The organism is Streptomyces lunalinharesii (assembly GCF_039532155.1).
Classification (GTDB): domain Bacteria; phylum Actinomycetota; class Actinomycetes; order Streptomycetales; family Streptomycetaceae; genus Streptomyces; species Streptomyces lunalinharesii.
Map to the genome: position 1 here is coordinate 774,890 of NZ_BAAARK010000001.1, position 16,512 is coordinate 791,401.

Annotated in this window: 13 protein-coding genes and 1 pseudogene; 4 read left to right on the forward strand and 10 right to left on the reverse strand. The window is 72.7% G+C overall.

Translation table 11 applies throughout. The features are described 5' to 3' along the window. Nucleotides 1–91: 91 nt before the first annotated feature. From ABD385_RS03530 to ABD385_RS03540, 3 genes and pseudogenes are all read right to left on the reverse strand, one after another. Nucleotides 92–1,011, reverse strand: a pseudogene (locus ABD385_RS03530) (NADP-dependent oxidoreductase). Between the two features lie 135 nt (nt 1,012–1,146). Continuing rightward, entirely contained in the window at nt 1,147–3,177 is a 2,031-nt protein-coding gene (locus tag ABD385_RS03535) for a DUF5107 domain-containing protein (protein ID WP_344573378.1), read from the reverse strand. 108 nt (nt 3,178–3,285) lie between these two features. Further along, a complete protein-coding gene (locus ABD385_RS03540) occupies nt 3,286–4,191 on the reverse strand; it encodes an arginase family protein (RefSeq protein ID WP_344573380.1) in 906 nt (301 codons plus the stop codon). A 139-nt stretch (nt 4,192–4,330) separates the two neighbouring features. Here ABD385_RS03540 and ABD385_RS03545 point away from each other — a divergent pair, with 139 nt between their 5' ends. Continuing rightward, nucleotides 4,331–4,666 (forward strand): DUF6204 family protein, encoded by a 336-nt coding sequence (locus ABD385_RS03545; RefSeq protein WP_344573382.1) that lies wholly within the window; start codon nt 4,331–4,333, stop codon nt 4,664–4,666. 36 nt (nt 4,667–4,702) lie between these two features. On the opposite strand, the gene ABD385_RS03550 is transcribed toward ABD385_RS03545, so the two are convergent. From ABD385_RS03550 to ABD385_RS03560, 3 genes are all read right to left on the reverse strand, one after another. Then, on the reverse strand, nt 4,703–5,107 hold the full coding sequence (locus tag ABD385_RS03550) for a glyoxalase superfamily protein (RefSeq protein WP_344573383.1): 405 nt from the start codon (nt 5,105–5,107) through the stop codon (nt 4,703–4,705). Nucleotides 5,108–5,178: 71 nt separating this feature from the next. Next, nucleotides 5,179–5,745 carry a GNAT family N-acetyltransferase gene (locus ABD385_RS03555; RefSeq protein ID WP_344573384.1) on the reverse strand — a complete coding sequence of 189 codons (567 nt, stop codon included), beginning with the start codon at nt 5,743–5,745 and terminating at the stop codon, nt 5,179–5,181. A 159-nt stretch (nt 5,746–5,904) separates the two neighbouring features. After that, nucleotides 5,905–7,359: a CoA transferase gene (locus ABD385_RS03560; protein ID WP_344573385.1), complete on the reverse strand. Its 1,455-nt coding sequence runs from the start codon at nt 7,357–7,359 to the stop codon at nt 5,905–5,907. A gap of 777 nt (nt 7,360–8,136) precedes the next feature. Here ABD385_RS03560 and ABD385_RS03565 point away from each other — a divergent pair. From ABD385_RS03565 to ABD385_RS03575, 3 genes are all read left to right on the forward strand, one after another. Beyond that, nucleotides 8,137–8,820 (forward strand): TetR/AcrR family transcriptional regulator, encoded by a 684-nt coding sequence (locus tag ABD385_RS03565; protein WP_425585338.1) that lies wholly within the window; start codon nt 8,137–8,139, stop codon nt 8,818–8,820. A gap of 194 nt (nt 8,821–9,014) precedes the next feature. Further along, on the forward strand, nt 9,015–10,202 hold the full coding sequence (locus tag ABD385_RS03570) for a cytochrome P450 (protein WP_344573387.1): 1,188 nt from the start codon (nt 9,015–9,017) through the stop codon (nt 10,200–10,202). 48 nt (nt 10,203–10,250) lie between these two features. Then, entirely contained in the window at nt 10,251–10,445 is a 195-nt protein-coding gene (locus ABD385_RS03575; RefSeq protein ID WP_344573390.1) for a ferredoxin, read from the forward strand. Between the two features lie 151 nt (nt 10,446–10,596). Here the strand turns inward: ABD385_RS03575 and ABD385_RS03580 are convergent, their stop codons facing one another. The 4 genes from ABD385_RS03580 to ABD385_RS03595 all read right to left on the reverse strand — a co-directional run bounded on the left by ABD385_RS03580 (nt 10,597) and on the right by ABD385_RS03595 (nt 16,020). Then, nucleotides 10,597–12,387: a CocE/NonD family hydrolase gene (locus ABD385_RS03580; protein ID WP_344573512.1), complete on the reverse strand. Its 1,791-nt coding sequence runs from the start codon at nt 12,385–12,387 to the stop codon at nt 10,597–10,599. Between the two features lie 516 nt (nt 12,388–12,903). Next, nucleotides 12,904–14,292 (reverse strand): M20/M25/M40 family metallo-hydrolase, encoded by a 1,389-nt coding sequence (locus ABD385_RS03585; RefSeq protein WP_344573391.1) that lies wholly within the window; start codon nt 14,290–14,292, stop codon nt 12,904–12,906. Then, a complete protein-coding gene (locus ABD385_RS03590; protein ID WP_344573513.1) occupies nt 14,285–15,118 on the reverse strand; it encodes a M55 family metallopeptidase in 834 nt (277 codons plus the stop codon). The genes ABD385_RS03585 and ABD385_RS03590 overlap by 8 nt, the downstream gene beginning before the upstream one ends. A 395-nt stretch (nt 15,119–15,513) precedes the next feature. After that, on the reverse strand, nt 15,514–16,020 hold the full coding sequence (locus ABD385_RS03595; protein WP_344573392.1) for a PadR family transcriptional regulator: 507 nt from the start codon (nt 16,018–16,020) through the stop codon (nt 15,514–15,516). Nucleotides 16,021–16,512: the final 492 nt, after the last annotated feature.

Consider the following 16,512-nt stretch of genomic DNA (forward strand, 5'->3'; position numbering starts at 1 on the left):
CGGCCTTGCCTCTCGCAGGTGCCTCCCGCAGGTGCCTCTCGGTGGCGCCCCGGTCGGTCCCGCCGCCGAGGCGATGGTGCCCGCACGTCGGTCACACCTCCAGGACGATCTTGCCGCGGGTGCGGCCGGCCATGCTGAGTCGGAACGCCTCGGCGGCTTCCGGCAGGGGAAGCACCGCGTCGACCGGGACGGTCAGCTTTCCCGCGTCGGCGAGGATGGCCAGTGCGGTCAGGTCGGCGCTGTCCGGTCTGACCCACACCATGTGCCCGCCCTTCGCCCGGACTTCGCCGTCGGCGATCGACACCACGCGGCTGCGTTCCTTGAGCACGGCCTGGGAGACGTCGACCGCCCCGCCGCCGACGAAGTCCAGTGCCACGTCGACGCCTTGGGGTGCCAGGTCGCGGACCCGGTCCGCCAGGCCGTCGCCGTAGGTGACGGGTTCGGCGCCCAGGGAACGGAGGAAGTCGTGGTTGCGCTCGCTGGCCGTGCCGATCACGCGGGCCCCTCGGCGACGGCGATCTGCACGGCGAGTGAGCCGACTCCGCCGGCGGCGGCGTGCACCAGCACCACCTCGCCCGCCCTGGTCCGGGCCCGCTTGAGTGACTGATAGGCCGTCAGTCCGGCCAGGGGGAGACCGGCGGCCTGGTGCCAGTTGAGGGAGTCGGGTTTGCGGGCCAGGGTGCGCACCGGCGCGGCGACGAGTTCGGCGTACGTGCCGTGTTCCACCTCGTCCTTGCGGACGTAGCCGATGACGTCGTCGCCGATCGCGTATTCGGAGGCGTCGGCGCCCACGGCCTCGACCACCCCCGCGACGTCCCAGCCGGGGATGAGGGGGAAGTAGACGTGCATCATGCCGTCGAGATGGCCGGCGACGATCTTCCAGTCGACCGGATTGACGCCGGCGGCCTTGACCCGGATCAGCACCGAGTCGGGTCCGGCCTTGGGGTCGGGTTGCTCGGAGTGGGTGAGGACCTCGGGGCCGCCGTAACTGTTCGTGGTGATTGCTTTCATGACCGTCACAACGCGTGACGATCGGCGGGGATTCCGGAGTCCGGGGATCTTTTCCAAGTGGCATATGCCAACCCGGAACGGGGCGCGGGGCGCCGGCGGGACGGACGGACCCGCCAGCGCCCCGCGCCGCCTCCGCTACGCCGGATCCGCCGGACGCATCCGGAACTCGTACCGTTCCGGCAGCGGATGCTCCGCCCGGGCCCGGTCCGCGGTCACCGGGCCGTCCCCCGCGACCAGTCGTTCGGCGATGGCGTACCAGGTGTCGCTCAGCACCTCCGCGCCCTCCTGCAGGTCGGCGATCTCGAAGCCCTCGTCGAAGACCTGCCGGGCCGCCCGCGGTTCCCCCTGGGCGAGCAGGACCTGCGCCGTCAGCAGCCGGAAGCGGCCGCCCGTACGCTCCGCCGGGCGCAGTGCCGCCAGCATCGCCGCGGCCTCGTCGGCCCGTTCCGCCGCGAGCAGCGCGGGGACCGCCGTGCGGGCGAGGGCCGGCAAGGTCTCCCGCCAGACCCGGGCGGTCGTCGGATCGGCGGAAGCGGCCGCCCTGGTGGCGCAGGCGAACGCCTCGGTGAAGCGGTCGGCGGCGTGCGCGGCTTCGCCCGCCACGGACTCGGCGACGGCCAGGCAGTACAGCGGGAGGCAGCCGGCGCCGTGGGCCAGGGCGCGCTCCCAGCTGCGGACGGCCTGCGCGCGGTCGCCGGCGTGCCACTGGGCGAGCCCGAGGTGGTACTCGGCGGCCGCACCGGGACGGGCGGACTCCAACAGGTCGCGCCAGGCCGGGGAGACCAGCGCCGGTCCGGGGAGCGGGGCGGCGGCGGGCAGTTCCCCGGTCCTGAGCAGGGTCAGCCAGGGCTGCTGCGCGGCGCCCAGCGTGGCCGGGTCGAAGGGCGTGCCGGGGAGCTCCAGGCCCGCGCGGGCCGTTTCGAGGGCACCCCAGCCGGAGCCGGTGGCCAGGTGTTCCTTGGGTTCCTGGTCGGCGTGAGGGAGCCAGGCGGCGTACGCGGCGTCGACGTCGGCCCGTGGGAGCACCTCGGTCAGTCGGGTCTCGACGGCGTCGCGCGCCGCCGCCCAGTCGGTGCCGTGCACCGCCGAGGGGTCGGCGGTGAGCGGTCCGTACGCCTCCAGCCAGGTGAATTGCCCGCCGGCTTCGAGTGGGACGTGCTCCAGTTGGGTGCGGGCCAGGCCGGCCTGGATCTCCGCGTAGCCGCCGGTGCCGGGCTCGGTGAGCCAGCGCTGCCAGCGGCGGCCGGCCCGGCCGGATCCCCATAGGAAGAGCTTGCGGCCGGACAGGGTGCCGGTGGAGGTCTGCACCAGGCCGTGGCCGTCGCGGTCGAGGGAGGCGATCCAGGGGCGCGCGCCCTGGGGCAGGTCGTAGAAGTAGTCGGCGGGGAACTCGCTGCGCAGTGGGTAGGTGCGGTCGGCGCCGTCGGACTCCGGTACCGGGACGTGGCGCAGGGTGCGTTGGTACCCGAAGTGCCAGGCGGCTTCGGCGGGGGCCAGTACGCGGGTGTGCGGGTCTTCGGGGACGGCGGTGTTGGACCACCAGTACGCCGGGGCGGTGTGGTGGTGCGGATTTCGGAGGCGCACGCCGACGTAGAGGAACTCGGCGCCGTCGGGCAGCCACAGGTCGACCTGGAAGGGCAGGTCGCGCAGTCGTTCCCACTCCCACAGGCGCAGCATCGTGCCGCCGTCGGGGGCCGGTACCCGGGCGGCGTGCAGGGGGGCGCAGGAGAGGGTGGTGTGCCCGGTGGCGCCGACGTTCCATTCGATGCCGCCGGAGAACCACGCCCCGTTGAGGGCGAAGGCGGCGGGTTGCACCACGGGGTTGCGGTAGAGGAGTTCCCGGCCGGTGGGCTTGTGGTGGAGGGAGTGCACCCGGCCGCCGAGTCCGGGCAGGACGGTGGCGCGCAACCGGTCGTTCTCGATCACCAGTGCGTCGACGTCGGTCAGGTGGCGGTCCCGACCGTAGCCGTCCCGCATCTGGGTGGGCAGGATCGAGCGCAGTGGTGCGTAGCCGGTCTGCCGTGCCATGTCGGCGGGCAGAGCGGCGTCCTGGGGGATCTCGATGCGGTGCGCGTCGCCGACCCCGTGCAGTGCGGGCAGCGGGTTGTCCGGGCCGAGGGCGGCCATGGGGAGGGTGAGGGTGGTGCGGTGCACGCTGGTGGCCACGGCTGCCTCGCAAGGTCGGACCGGACCACCTCGGGTGTGGCGGCCCCTTGTTGACCATGGAACAACGTGCTGGCCCGTCTGAACAGTGCTGTTGTTGGCCAGCTGGGGTCAGGGTTGCGCAAAGACGTCGGCCAGGAGGTCGGCCAGCAGGGCCGCCCCGGAGCCGTCGGGGTCGCGGTCCGGGTCGTAGATCGCCACGGTCACGCCCACGCAGCGCGGGGAGGCCGCCAACGGGGCGAGCAGTGCACGGAGTTCCTCGGTGAACAGGCCGTCGGGGTCGGGGCTGTCCACCGCGGGCATGACGGCGGGGTCCAGCACGTCCGCGTCCAGGTGGATCCAGAAGCCGTCCAGTGGGGAGTTCTGGAGGTGTCGCAGCGCCTCCCGGGCGGCCGTTGCCGGCCCGTGCCGCCGGATCTCGCCGACGTTGGTGCAGCTGATGCCGAGTCGGGCCAGCTCGGGTTGGTCCTCGTCCGCGTCGCGGACCCCGAGGAGGCACACGTCCTCGTCGCGGACGTACGGGCGCAGGCCCTCGATGTCCGTCAGCTCGGCCTGGCCGCGTCCGGTGATCTGTGCGACGCCCTCGCCGGCGGCGGCGCCCACCGGGCCGGCCACCGCGGTGTTGTCCGGATGCCGGAAGTCGCCGTGCCCGTCCAGGTAGGCGACGCCGTACCGGCCCAGCCGCCGCAGGGCGAGCACCGCGCCGAGCAGGATGCTGCAGTCGCCGCCGAGGACGACGGGGAAGTCGCCGCCGCGCACGTGGCCCTGCACCCGGCGGGCGAGTCGCGCGCTGTACGAGGCGATCGCCGGGGCGTGGAAGTCCCCGTCGCCCTCGCGCCAGTCCCCCAGGCCGTAACGGGGCGGCACCACCACGCCGCCCTCCAGGGCGCCGAGCCTTCGCAGCAGTCCCTGTTCCCGCAGCGCCCCGGCGAGCTTGTAGCAGCCGGGCACCGCGCCGGGGGCGGGCGGGCGCAGTCCCAGGTTGGACGGAGCATCGATCAACACGTTCCGGCGCATGCGGCGATCGTAACGGGCGGCGCACAAACGGCCGGTCGTTGCAGGGGGTTGCACGGAAATTGCCGGGCGGCACGGGGTCGGTGCGGCATAGCCTCTACTGCTGCACACGGGAACGGCGAGCAGAACGGAAGCGGTGGAGATGGCCACGCAGCACACCTACCGAGTGATCGTCCGCGGCAAGTGGGACCAGCTCACCCAGGAGGCCCGGGCGACGCTGCTCGCCGAGGTCGAGGAGCACGGGCTCACGCAGATGCAGTTCACCGCCGAGGGCTCGCTGACCTACGACGCCGCGCTGCACGCCTTCAGTTACCGCTACGTCATCGTCTCGGACGCCGAGTACGGCGAGGAGATGGCCGCCGCGCTCGGGGAGGAGAAGGCGGAGGAGACGCTGCGGGCGGCGGGGCTGGGCCATCGGGAGCTGCGGTCCACCGCGACCGACATGGACACGATGAAGATCAACCGGAAGGGCCGGTAGGGGCACGCCCGTTGGGGTGCGTCCCGTCGGGGTGCGTCACTTCCCCGGTGCGTCGGGGCGCGGCTCGTTGAAGCGGAGCCGGTTGCCGAAGGGGTCGATCAGGGTGAGGCCGGTGCCGAACTCGTCCTCCTCCAGGCCGGGCCGCAGGTAGGGGTAGTCCTTGGCGGTCAGTTCGGCGTGCAGGGTCCGCACCCCCGTCAGCTCGACGTAGACGGTGGAGCCGGGCGTCGCGTCGCCGTGGTGCTCCGAGAGGTGCAGTACCAGGCCGCTGCGGGAGACCTGGGTGTAGAGCGGTGTGTCGGGTGCGAAGCGGTGTTCCCAGTCGAGGGTGCAGCCGAGGTAGTCGAGGTAGAAGTCGTGGGCCTTGGCCACGTCGAAGATCCGGAAGATCGGTACGGCGCGTCGGACGACGACGTCCCCCGCGCCCTTGGAATCGTTCACTCCGCCTCGCCGCCTTTCGGGACGTCCCGGTCCGCCCGGTCGCCCTCCTGGGCCGCCCGGTCGGCAGGGGCCTACCGGTCCGTCCGGTCGTCTGCGTCCTCAGGGACCATCTCACGGGTGACGGCCCAGCGCTCGTGATCGCGCCAGGCGCCGTCGACGAAGAGGAAGTCCGGGGAGAACCCCTCCAGGCGGAAGCCCGCGCGCTCGACCAGGGAGATCGACTGTCTGTTGGTCGGCTGGATGTTGGCCTCCAGACGGTGCAGCCCCAGGTGGCCGAAGGCGTACCGGAGCACCAGCCGCAGGCCCTCGCTCATCAGGCCGCGGCCGGCGGCGGGCGCGAAGGCGCCGTAGCCGATGGCGCCGCTGCGGAAGGCGCCGTGCACGATGTTGTTGATCGTGAGGTAGCCCGCGATCCGGCCGCTGTCGTGCTCGCAGATCAGGAAGCCCTCCCGGAGCGGTTCCTGCAGCCGCGCCAGGTAGCCGTCGAACGCGGCGTCGTCGTCCGGCGGGAAGAGCCAGGGCCGGTGCAGTTCGGTGCTCTGCCGGCTGAGCCCGGTGAACTCCGCCCGGTCCGCGGCGGTGAAGTGCCGGATGCCCACCCGGGGGCCACGTGCGAGATAGCGGTCGGTGCGCGTCATCCGCAGATCGTACGAGTGGCTGCGGCGCCGGACCAACCGCATTCTTCCGCCTGGTGACCGGCCGTCCCGTGGCCTACGGGCGGCCGGCTACCCGCCCGTAGGCCACCACGTCGGTACGACCGATCGGGCCGGTGTACGGGCGCGGGTGCGGCCGGCGTCCTACGGGCGGGCGGAGGGGCGCCAGGCGGGCGCATCGGCACCCCAACGGCCGGGTGCCGTGCGCCAGTTCGCCGGGCCTCCCGCGAAGGACACCGGGGGCAGTGCGTGCCGCAACCGTCCTACGGGGCTGTGGGTTTCGCAAAGGTGGCGGGCGGGGTCGTGGCCGGGAGCGGCCGTGCGGCCGGTGGCGTCCTCGGGGCCGGCCGGCTCGGGCCCGTCCGTGAGGTCCTCGACCAGCCAACGCGCCGTACGGGCGAGGGCCAGCGTGGCGAGGCGCGAGCCGCCCGTCCGGGACTGCTCGGTCAGCGCCCGGAGGACCGCGGCGGCCAACAGGTAGCCGGTGCCGTGGTCCAGTGCCTGCGCGGGCAGTGCGCCCGGGGTGCCGTCCGCGGTCGCTTCGACGGTGGCGATGCCGGTCGCGACCTGCACGAGGCTGTCGAATCCGCGGCGGTCGCCCCAGGGGCCGTCGTCGCCCCAGGCGGAGAGCCGGGCCACGACCAGGCCGGGGCGGCGCTCGGCGAGGGCTTCGGGGGCGAGTCCGAGGCGGTCCAGGGCGCCGGGGCGGTAGCCGGTCACCACGACGTCGGCCTCGGCCAGCAGCGCCTCGAAGGACGCGCGGCCGCTGCGCGAGCCCAAGTCGAGGGTGGTGGAGCGCTTGCCGAAACCGGTGTCGCAGTGGGCGTCCTGGCTCTCCGGGAGCTGTGGGGCGTCGATGCGCAGGACGTCGGCTCCGAGGAGGGCGAGGGTGCGGGTGGCCACCGGGCCGGCGATCACCCGGGTCAGGTCCAGCACGCGCAGTCCCGCGGTGGGCAGCAGGGGGTCGCCGGCGCGGGCCGACAGGGGGCGCGGCGGGGTGTCGGCGCCGAGGGTCTCCCGGGTCACCAGGGGGTGGCGGGCGACGGCGGCGCCCTGTGGGTGGGCGGACCACTCCTGGGGGGTGCGGGCGGCGACAGCCAGGCCGCCCGCCGCGTGGACGGCCTCCTGGAGGTCTTCGGAGCGCCGTGCGGCGATGGCGGCCTCGGCGTCCGCGGGCGTCGCCGTGGCGGTCAGGCCCAGGGCGTCGAGCAAACGGGTGCGGTGGTGGGGGTAGTTGGCGTGGGTGCGCAGCCAGCCGTCGGAGGTGCGCCAGAGGCGGGAGAGCGGCGCGAAGGAGGTCGGGGCGCGGCCGTCGATCCGGAGGTGGCGTTCGCTGACGAAGGCGGTGGCCACGGCGCCGTCGTCGACCCGTACGGCGGGCAACGGGACGTCGTCGCGCCGTGCGGCCAGTTCGGCCGCGGCGAGCGCGCAGACGGCCACCGTGGAGCGGGCCAGGTCCATGACCGGGAGGCGGGCCGCGAGCAGGCCGGGCGGGCCGGCGTAGGCGATCCGTTCGGTGCGCCCGGGGGCGCCGCCGAGCGCCGCCCATGCCTGGTCCGTGCCGGTGGTCCGCCGTCCCGCGTCGTCTCGTTGCACCATGAACCGAGTCTGGCACTGAGTGCCATCCTTGACCAGTAGGTGAGGGCGTCCGTTGCTCGTCTACGGGCGGTGGGTCCACCAGCGCTCTCCCGCCGTGGACGCGGCCAGTGCCACCTCTCTGTGGGCCCGGCGCAGCACGGCGCGGGCGACGAAGGGGTGGAGTCGGCGTAGGCGGCCAGGTGGAGCCGTCCGCCGCGGTGGTGGGTGCGGACCACCGTGGCGAGGGTGACATGGTCGTCGGCGACCAGCAGGGACGCGCGGAAGTCGAGGTGCCCGGCGTCCTTGCCGAACAGCGTCTCGCCGGCTTGCCGGGCGAGGACGGGGAACGGGGCGCGGCGCAACGCCCGCTGCCACGCCTCCGGTTCGCGCGGCATGCCGGGTCGCAGCGGCAACTGCCAGGCGTCGTGAAAGTCCGAGCGCGGGAAGGCACTGCGTGCCAGGGTCGCGCCCGCCGGGAGGGGCACGGCCGTGGTGGCCCGGGCTCGCTCCGGAGCGGCCCGGGGCGAAGGCGAAGCGGATACGGCGGCCCGGTTCGTAGGCGACGACGTGGTGGCGGACCGTTCCGTGCCCGCCGTCGGCTCCCACGCCCAGGGGGCGGTCGAGGCGCAGCGGCGGCCAGGCGGGCGTCGGGAAGAGCGGGTCCAACGCGCCGCCCACGTGGTCGAGGAGGGCCCCACGGTCTCTGCGGGGGCGCGGACAGTGCGGGCATGGACGTCGCAGATCGTGCGCACGGAGCACCTCCATACGGTGGCGTATGTTTTTACCATACGGTAGCGTATGGTCATGGTGCGAGAGCGGACGAAGGGCGCCGGCGGCGGCGCCGCACGGCAGCGACTGACCGTGCAGGACTGGGCGGACGCGGCGCTGGCGGCCATGGGGGAAGGCGGCCTCTCCGCCGTCGCCGTCGAGCCGCTGGCGGCCCGGCTGGGCACCACCAAGGGCAGCTTCTACTGGCACTTCACCAACCGCGACGCCTTGATCGAGGCCGCCCTGGACCGCTGGGCGCAGGCCCGCACCGAATCGGCGATCGCCGAGCTGGCCGACGAGCCCGACCCGGGCGAACGGCTCCGCCGCCTGTTCCTGCGGGCCACCCGCCGGGCCGCCGAGGATCCGCTGGAGGTCTCCCTGCTGGCCTCCGCGGGCGATCCACGGGTGTCGGCCGCGCTCGCCCGGGTGACCGACCGACGGATCGGCCACATCGCCGACCTCTTCGTCGAGTTGGGCTTCCCGGAGGACGAGGCGCACCGTCGCGGCCTGCTCGCGTACACCGCCTACCTGGGACACACCCAGCTGAGCCACTCGGTCCCCCGGTCCCTACCGGACGGCCCCGCCCGCGAACGCCACCTGGACGCGGTGCTGGAGACCTTGCTGCATCCGGCGGGAACCTCCGGGCCGGCCCCGGACGTTCGACCATCGAACCCGCAACGCCGAGCAGCGGACGCCACCGCCGAGAGGGGGTAAAGACACCGACCGGACACCCGCAACGGGACCGCCACCCCCTGTACCGGACGGCCGGCGCGCAGGGGTGACCGGCAGCCCGCCCCCACGGAGAGCAGCGCGGCGCGTACGACTCGTCCTGCAACAGGCACGCCGACCAGTAGAAGTCGGCGGTGTCCCCGGGGCGAGCACCTCACCACACCCGTACGGGAGGAACCGTGACCGGAACCATCTCCTTCCCCCAGGACCGCAGTTGTCCCTACCACCCGCCGACGAACTACCGGCCGCTGCGCGCATCCGGTCCGCTCTCGCACGTCAGCTTCTACGACGGCCGCACGGTCTGGGCGGTGACCGGGCACGCCGAGGCACGGACGCTGCTGGTCGACCCCCGTCTGTCGTCCGACCGGCAGAATCCGGCCTTCCCCATCCCGATCGAGCGGTTCGAGGCGGTCCGGCGGGTGCGGACCCCCCTGATCGGCATGGACGACCCCGAACACAACACCCAGCGCCGCATGTTGATCCCCAGCTTCAGCGTCAAACGGACCGCCACGCTCCGACCGCAGATCCAACAGATCGTGGACGGCCTCCTGGACCGGATGCTGGAGCAGGGCCCACCCGCCGAGTTGGTCTCCGCGTTCGCGCTCCCGGTCCCCTCCATGGTGATCTGCGCACTGCTCGGCGTCCCGTACGCGGACCACGACTTCTTCGAGGAGCAGTCGCGCCGCCTCCTGCGCGGAGGCACGGCCGAGGAGATCGAGCAGGCCCGACGCGAACTGGAGGGATACCTCTCGGACCTGATGGCCCACAAGGAGACGGCCCCCGGTGACGGGCTGCTGGACGAGCTGATCACCGAACGGCTCCGGGCCGGCACGCTCCAGCGCCAGGAGCTGGTGCGGCTGACCATGGTCCTACTGGTCGCCGGGCACGAAACCACCGCCAACATGATCTCGCTCGGCACCTTCGCCCTCCTCGAACACCCCGACCAGCTGGCCCAGTTGAGGTCCGACGAGAGCCTGATGCCGGGCGCGGTCGAGGAGTTGCTGCGGTTCCTGTCCATAGCCGACGGCATGCTGCGGGTCGCCACCGACGACATCGAGATCGCCGGGCAGACCATCCGCGCCGGCGACGGCGTGGTGTTCTCCACCTCCCTGATCAACCGCGACGCGACGGCCTACCCGGCACCGGACGAACTCCAGGTCGACCGATCCGCCCGCCACCACGTCGCGTTCGGCTTCGGCATCCACCAGTGCCTGGGCCAGAATCTGGCCCGCGCCGAGCTGGAGATCGCGCTACGCTCGCTGTTCCGGCGGGTCCCCGCACTCCGACTCGCCGTGCCGGCTGCCGAGATTCCCTTCAAGCCGGGGGACACTCTGCAAGGAATGATCGAACTGCCGCTGACCTGGTAGCGCCGTTCGGCCCACCGCACGCGGCACGCCAAGGAAAGAGGTCCGAAGATGCGGATCACCATCGACACCGGCGTCTGCATCGGTTCCGGCCAGTGCGCGCTGACCGCCCCGTCGGTCTTCACCCAGGACGACGACGGGTTCAGCGCCCTGCTGCCGGGCCGGGAGGACGGCGGGGGCGACCCACTGGTGCGCGAAGCCGCCCGCGCCTGCCCCGTACAGGCCATCGAGATCACGGAGGACTGACACCGACGGGCCACGCCCCGCGCCGGCGACCGCCCCCGAGCGCTCGCCGGCGCGGACGCCCACCGCCCGTCCGGCCGACCACCGGCATCGGGTGCCACGGCACGCCCCCCCGTGGCGCCGCCGGCACCCGTCCACGGCAGCCAGCCGCCCGTTACGGCACGACCCCCTGGGTGACGGGCAGTTCGAGGACGCCGGCATCCCCCGGCGCGCTGGTGACCGTCACCCGCTTCACGCCGCGATTGCCCACATAGGCCGAGTCACTCGCGGCGATCACCAGCCGCAACCGGTGCCCCGGCTGGTAGCGGTGCACGATGCCCGGGAGTTCCACGGTGAACGTCCGGGTCACGTCCGGCACCCGGGCCGGGGCCACCAACCGGTGCACCAGCGCCTTGTGGCCGTCCGGCGCGACGTCGTAGAGCTTGGCGAAGAGCACCAACTTGTCCGCCGCGTCAGAGGAGTTCTGCACCCGCTCGGCCTCCGGCGAGACGACCTTCAGCGTCACCTTCGGCGCACCCACCACGTCCAACGGCCCGCCCGTCACCGGCTCCGAGATCCAGTCCAGGTAGGTGCCCTTGATGTCGTAGGGCTGCGGGTCGGGAAGCCCGAGCATGCCGGACAGGGAGTTCTCCGAGTGACTGGTGGGAACCCGTAGGTTGCGGTAGTCGCGACTGCCACGGGCCACCTTGGATCGGTCGTCGACGAGCTTGCCGTCCCCGGAGAGGTACAGCCGGCGGTCGTCACCCGCCGGGAAGGCGGGCGAGGAGGCGTAGGTGGGGCCGCTGCTCACCCAGTCCCGGTAGTACGCGAAGGCCGGTCCGGTGCTCGTCGCCGTCCGGTGCCGCAGGTAGCGGTCGAACCAGGCGAGGATCCGCCCACCCACGTAGCTGGTGTCCAGGTTCCCCTTGCCCAGGTCGAGTTCGCCCGGCGCCGGGTCCTTCATCCCGCCGCTGTGACCCCAGGACTGCCAGATCATCTTGACGGGCGTGCCCTGGCCGGCGAGCGTCCGGTACGTGGCCGCGGCCTCGTTGAGGTTGAAGAGGGTGTCGGCCTGGCCCTGGACGAGCAGGGTGGGCGCCTTGACGGACTTCAGGTAGGAGACCGGGGAGACGCTGCGGGCGTAGTCGAGCATCGTCCGGGTCTCGTCGGCCGGGTAGGCGCGGGAGTCGAGCAGCCGCTTGGTGCGGCAGGCCGGCGCGACGAAGTGCAGGCACCAGGCGCCGCCGGCCCGCGACGAGTCCAGCCCCGGGTGGAGCAGCCCCTGCGCCTCCCCGATGAGGAAGAACCCGTTCGTCCACTGGTACTTGTACGCACCGGGGACCGGGCCGCTGACGCCGTCCGTGCGCCCGGCGTTGTTCGGGTCGAGGGAGTAGGACAGGTCGTTCCAGGTGATCAGCGGGACCAGTGCGTCGACGCGGTGGTCGACCGCGGCGGTGGCCATCTGGATCGCCCCGCCGTACGATCCGCCGATCATGCCGACCCGGGGGTCGCCGGGGCGGTCCTGGGTGACGAAGTCGACGCGGGTGCCGTCGTCGGCGGTACGCGTACCGGCCAGCAGGTCGATCAGCTGGCTCGCGGCCCTGCCGTCGATCTCGGGGTCGTCGAGGGAGATCGGGCAGCCGGTCTTGCCGAATCCGAGGCCGGAGTAGGCGAGCGCGACGTAGCCGCGGTCGGCGAACGCCCGGGCGGTGGCGTTGGTCGAGCCGTCCGCCTTGCTGCCGCCGAAGCCGTTGGTGGTCAGCACGGCCGGCGCCGGGTGCGCGGCGTTGACACCCGACGGGCGGTAGAGGTCCGCGTCCACCGCGCACAGCCGGTCGCCCGCCCGCACGGTGACCTTCAGGGCGGTGACCGTGTACGGCGCTGCGGCGTCCCCCGCCGCGGCGGCGGGGGCGCTCAGGACGAGGGGGGCGGTGAGGGCGGTACCGGTCAGCAGGGCGAGGGACATGCGGAGCACGGGGCGGGACGCGGCTCGGGACACGCTGGGCACGCAGACCTCCAGAAGGACACGTCGTACCAACCAGCCGGTAACGGCGCGCTCATGTTGTGACACGAGTAACGGACATGTCAACGCTCGTGACGTGCGTCGGTGATAGGACGTCAGTTCATCGCATTCGGCGGGGAAATGGGGCGATGGCACGCCCTTTGCGGGGGTGCGGTGAGCGCGAGCGCAGTCGGGGCGGCGGGCCGATGCGCGACGCCGACCAGGGGCCTCGTCCTGACGCAACGACACGGTAGGCCGGGGGGTGCGGGTGCCTCCCCGCCGACCTTCCGGGGGCCGGCGGCCCACTCCCCCGGTGCTGGCCGCGCGCCTCCCCCCGTACCTCGACGAGCCGGGCGCCTCCGCCACCGACCTCACTCGCCGGCGGTGCGTAGCCGTGCCACCCCGTCGGCTCCTCCTCGGCGGTCGGTCCGGCGACCGAGCCGGCCGGTGCGTCGTCGGCCGGCTCGGAGCACCGCGCCCTCAGCCGGTCGGCCGGCGACTCCCCGGCACACCCCGCAGGAAGTGGTCCAGGACCCGGACGCCGAAGTGCAGGCCCTCCACGGGCACCCGCTCGTCGACGCCGTGGAAGAGCGCCTGGTAGTCGAACCCCTCCGGCAGCCTCAGCGGCGAGAAGCCGTATCCGACGATCCCGAGCCGGGAGAACTGCTTGGCGTCCGTGCCCCCGGACATGCAGTACGGCACGACGTGCCCGTCCGGGTCGAACCGCTCGATGGCGGCCCGCATCGCGGCGAACGACGGGGTGTCGACCGGGGCCTGGAGCGCCGCCTCACCGTGGTGATAGTCCCAGCTGACATCGGGCCCGGTGAGCGCGTCCATCGTCGTGCGGAACTCCGCCTCGCCTCCGGGGACGACCCTGCCGTCCACGTAGGCCGTGGCGGAGCCCGGGATCACGTTGACCTTGTAGCCGGCCGTGAGCATCGTCGGGTTGGCGCTGTTGCGGACCGTCGGCTCGACCAGCTTGGCGGCCGGACCGAGCTTCTCCATGACGGCGTCGACGTCGAAGTCGGGGCGCTCGGGGGCGACGTCGAAGCCGTGCAGCGCGGCGAGCTCGCGCAGCGCCGCCCGGACGGTGGGGGTGAGCCGCACCGGCCACGCATGCGCACCGATCCGGGACACCGCGTCGGCCAGCCGGCTGACCGCGTTGTCGCGGTTGACCTTCGAGCCGTGGCCGGCCCGGCCCCGTGCCGTCAGCTTCAGCCAGGCGGTGCCCCGCTCGCCCGCCGCGATCGGGTAGATCCGCATGCCGCCGCCGGCGTGGAACGTGAAGGCGCCCGATTCGCTGATGCCTTCGGTGCAGCCCTCGAAGAGGTCGGCGTGGTGGTCGGCGAGGAATCCCGAGCCGTCCTCGGCACTGGCCTCCTCGTCTGCGGTGAAGGCCAGCACGATGTCCCGCCGGGGTCGCACGCCGCCGCGGGCCCATTGCCGGACGGCGGCAAGCATCATCGCGTCCATGTTCTTCATGTCGATGGCGCCGCGGCCCCAGACCACACCGTCGCGGACCTCCCCGGAGAAGGGGTGGACCTGCCAGTCGGCGGGCTCGGCCGGAACCACGTCGAGGTGTCCGTGCACCAGGAGCGCGTCGGCGGACGGGTCGCTGCCCTCGATGCGGGCGACGACGTTGGTGCGTCCCGGGCTGCGCTCCAGCAGGACCGGCTCGATGCCCACCTCGGTGAGCCGCTCGGCGACGTACTCCGCGGCCGGGCGCTCCCGACAGGTGCCGTCTCCGGTATTGCTGGTGTCGATGCGGATCAGGTCCGAGGTGAACCGCACCACCTCGTCGAGCGCCTGTTGATCGACCGTCTCGGCTTCCCGTCCGGTCGTGTCCTGTGCCAACTCGATCTCAGCCATATTGTTCCTCCACGGCGGACGAGACGACCGTGGTGACCGCCTTGAAACACCGGATGGCTTCGTACATTTCCTGACTGGTATACGTCACTCGGCGCTCGCCGCAGCGCTCCACGCCGGGCACGCATGTCGCCGCACCCACCAGATGCTCGGCGTCGAACTCCAGCTCGAACCGGAACGGGCCGCCGCGGACCGGGTCATGACGCACCGCGAGCGCCGCGCCCTTGCAGGCCGCGGCCCGGATGTCGGCCGCCGTGCGGGCCGGCGGACGGCACACCGCCGCGTAGCGCGAGACGTAGTCCTTGACCGCCACGCCAGGCGCCTGCGGGGCGTACCCCTCGGCGTCGACGCACGTCCGGTCGTCGCCCGTCACCAGCACCACGGGCACCCCGTACTCCGCCACGACGAGGGCGTTGAGATGCCCCTCGCTGGCGCGCGTCCCGTTGACCCAGACTCCGGTGAGGGTGTTGGCGAGATAGGTGTGCGCCAGCACGCCTTCCGTGCCGGCACCGGTGTGGTAGCCGACGAAGGCGATGCCGTCGACGTCTCCCCGCTGTACGCCCTCCACCATGCTCAGGGCCTTGTGGCGGCCCGTCAGCATTTCGGCGCGCTCGTCGAGCTGCTCCAGCAGCAGGTTGCGCATCGTCCAGTGGGCCTCGTTGACGAGCACCTCGTCCGCCCCGCCGTCGAAGAAGCCGGCGACGGCCGCGTTCACGTCAGAGGTGAACATGTGGCGGCAGCGCTCCCACTGCGGCGTACCCGGCAGCACGTCCGCGGGCCACGTCACGCCCGTGGCTCCCTCCATGTCCGCGGAGATCAGGATCTTCACGTCTATCAGTCCCATCGCAGGTGAGAGGGCATGTGCCCGACCCTTGACTGATCACGTTACGCGGACCGGAACACGCCGACCAGGGCTGTGGATAACTCCGGAGGTCCAGACCACTGAAGATCATCCGGGCGGCGGGACTTGGCGGTTGGCCGTGCGCGTTCGCCTGCGCCCGGGCAACGGCCCGCCCACCCGCCCGCCCACACCCGCCCACCCCCCGAAGGGGGGTGGGCGGCGGGGAAAAATCCCGATAGCGGCCCACGCCAACAAGCGCGCCACCACCGAGGAACCGGCCGCGCAGCACACCCGCCCAGCACCAGCACCAGCACCAGCACCAGCACCAGCACCAGCACCAGCACCAGCACCAGCACCAGCACCAACCTAAGCCGCCCGTCCCCTCACCCCAGGTCCTCCTGGCAGCGCTCCAACCATTCGAGGTCGGCCCGGAGGTGCAGCAACGCGCCCTCTATCAGCAGGTGCGCGACCCGGTTGTCGTGGTCTTCGGAGGCGGCCAGGCGGGACAGTTCGCGCATGCTCTTGAGGTAGTGCCGACGCTGCCGGTCGATCAGGGCGACCTGGTTGGTGGCCCCGGCGCGGGCGGCCAGGACCAGCTTCATGAAGAACTCGTCGCGGACCCGTGGTTCGACGGTGGCGTCCTCGAACCACGCCTCCACCGCCTCGCGGCCGGCCGCGGTGATCCGGTAGGTCCGCTTGTTGGGCCGGTCCTGCTGTTCGACGTCCTCGCCCTCGATGAGGCCCGCCTTCTCCAACCGGCCCAGGGTCACGTAGATCTGGCCGACGTTCGGCCGGGGGTACGCCGCACCCAGGAGCGCCTCCAGGGCCTGTTTGAGTTCGTATCCGTGCGCGGGTCCGTTGACCAGCAGTGCCAGGAGTGGCAGTCGCACGCTCTCCGTCTCCTTGAGCCCTCGACGCCCGTTGCCCGTAGTCGTAGTCGTCTTCCGTTGCTCGGTCCCCGTTGCGCGGGGTGCGGCGTCCGCCGCTCGGCGCGCCGCGCCCCGTTCTCCGCATCCGCGTTCACCGCAACTCCCGTTGCCGTGAGAGCCGTTGCCGAGGCGACCGTCCGGTCCGGAGCGGGCCCGGCCGGCGACCGTCCCGCCCCGACGGCCTTCCTCCGGAAGTCCTGTCCCCAAGTCCTCGCGCGAAGGCCGTTCCTACGGAGGGCACGCAGCCCCCTCCGCAGCGGCTAACAGGTATACCGGAAGGAGGTATCGGGGCCGACGCCGGGTGGCGACCGAACCACGTTCCGTGAGGTGAGCCCCTACGGTCCGCACTCACGTAGCTACTCCCTACTCGCCTACGGGGCAAGGGAGTTGAGGATCACGCAGGCATCCGACGGATGTCATTCCAGACGGGATCGAGACGCCATACCCCACAAA

Excerpts from the sequence above, each read along its gene's own strand:
- ABD385_RS03540 (WP_344573380.1), bottom strand. The coding sequence starts at position 4,191 with ATGCGCCGGAACGTGTTGATCGATGCTCCGTCCAACCTGGGACTGCGC.
- ABD385_RS03545 (WP_344573382.1), top strand. The coding sequence starts at position 4,331 with ATGGCCACGCAGCACACCTACCGAGTGATCGTCCGCGGCAAGTGGGAC.
- ABD385_RS03555 (WP_344573384.1), bottom strand. The coding sequence starts at position 5,745 with ATGACGCGCACCGACCGCTATCTCGCACGTGGCCCCCGGGTGGGCATC.
- ABD385_RS03560 (WP_344573385.1), bottom strand. The coding sequence starts at position 7,359 with ATGGTGCAACGAGACGACGCGGGACGGCGGACCACCGGCACGGACCAG.
- ABD385_RS03565 (WP_425585338.1), top strand. The coding sequence starts at position 8,137 with ATGGTCATGGTGCGAGAGCGGACGAAGGGCGCCGGCGGCGGCGCCGCA.
- ABD385_RS03575 (WP_344573390.1), top strand. The coding sequence starts at position 10,251 with ATGCGGATCACCATCGACACCGGCGTCTGCATCGGTTCCGGCCAGTGC.
- ABD385_RS03580 (WP_344573512.1), bottom strand. The coding sequence starts at position 12,387 with ATGTCCCTCGCCCTGCTGACCGGTACCGCCCTCACCGCCCCCCTCGTC.
- ABD385_RS03585 (WP_344573391.1), bottom strand. The coding sequence starts at position 14,292 with ATGGCTGAGATCGAGTTGGCACAGGACACGACCGGACGGGAAGCCGAG.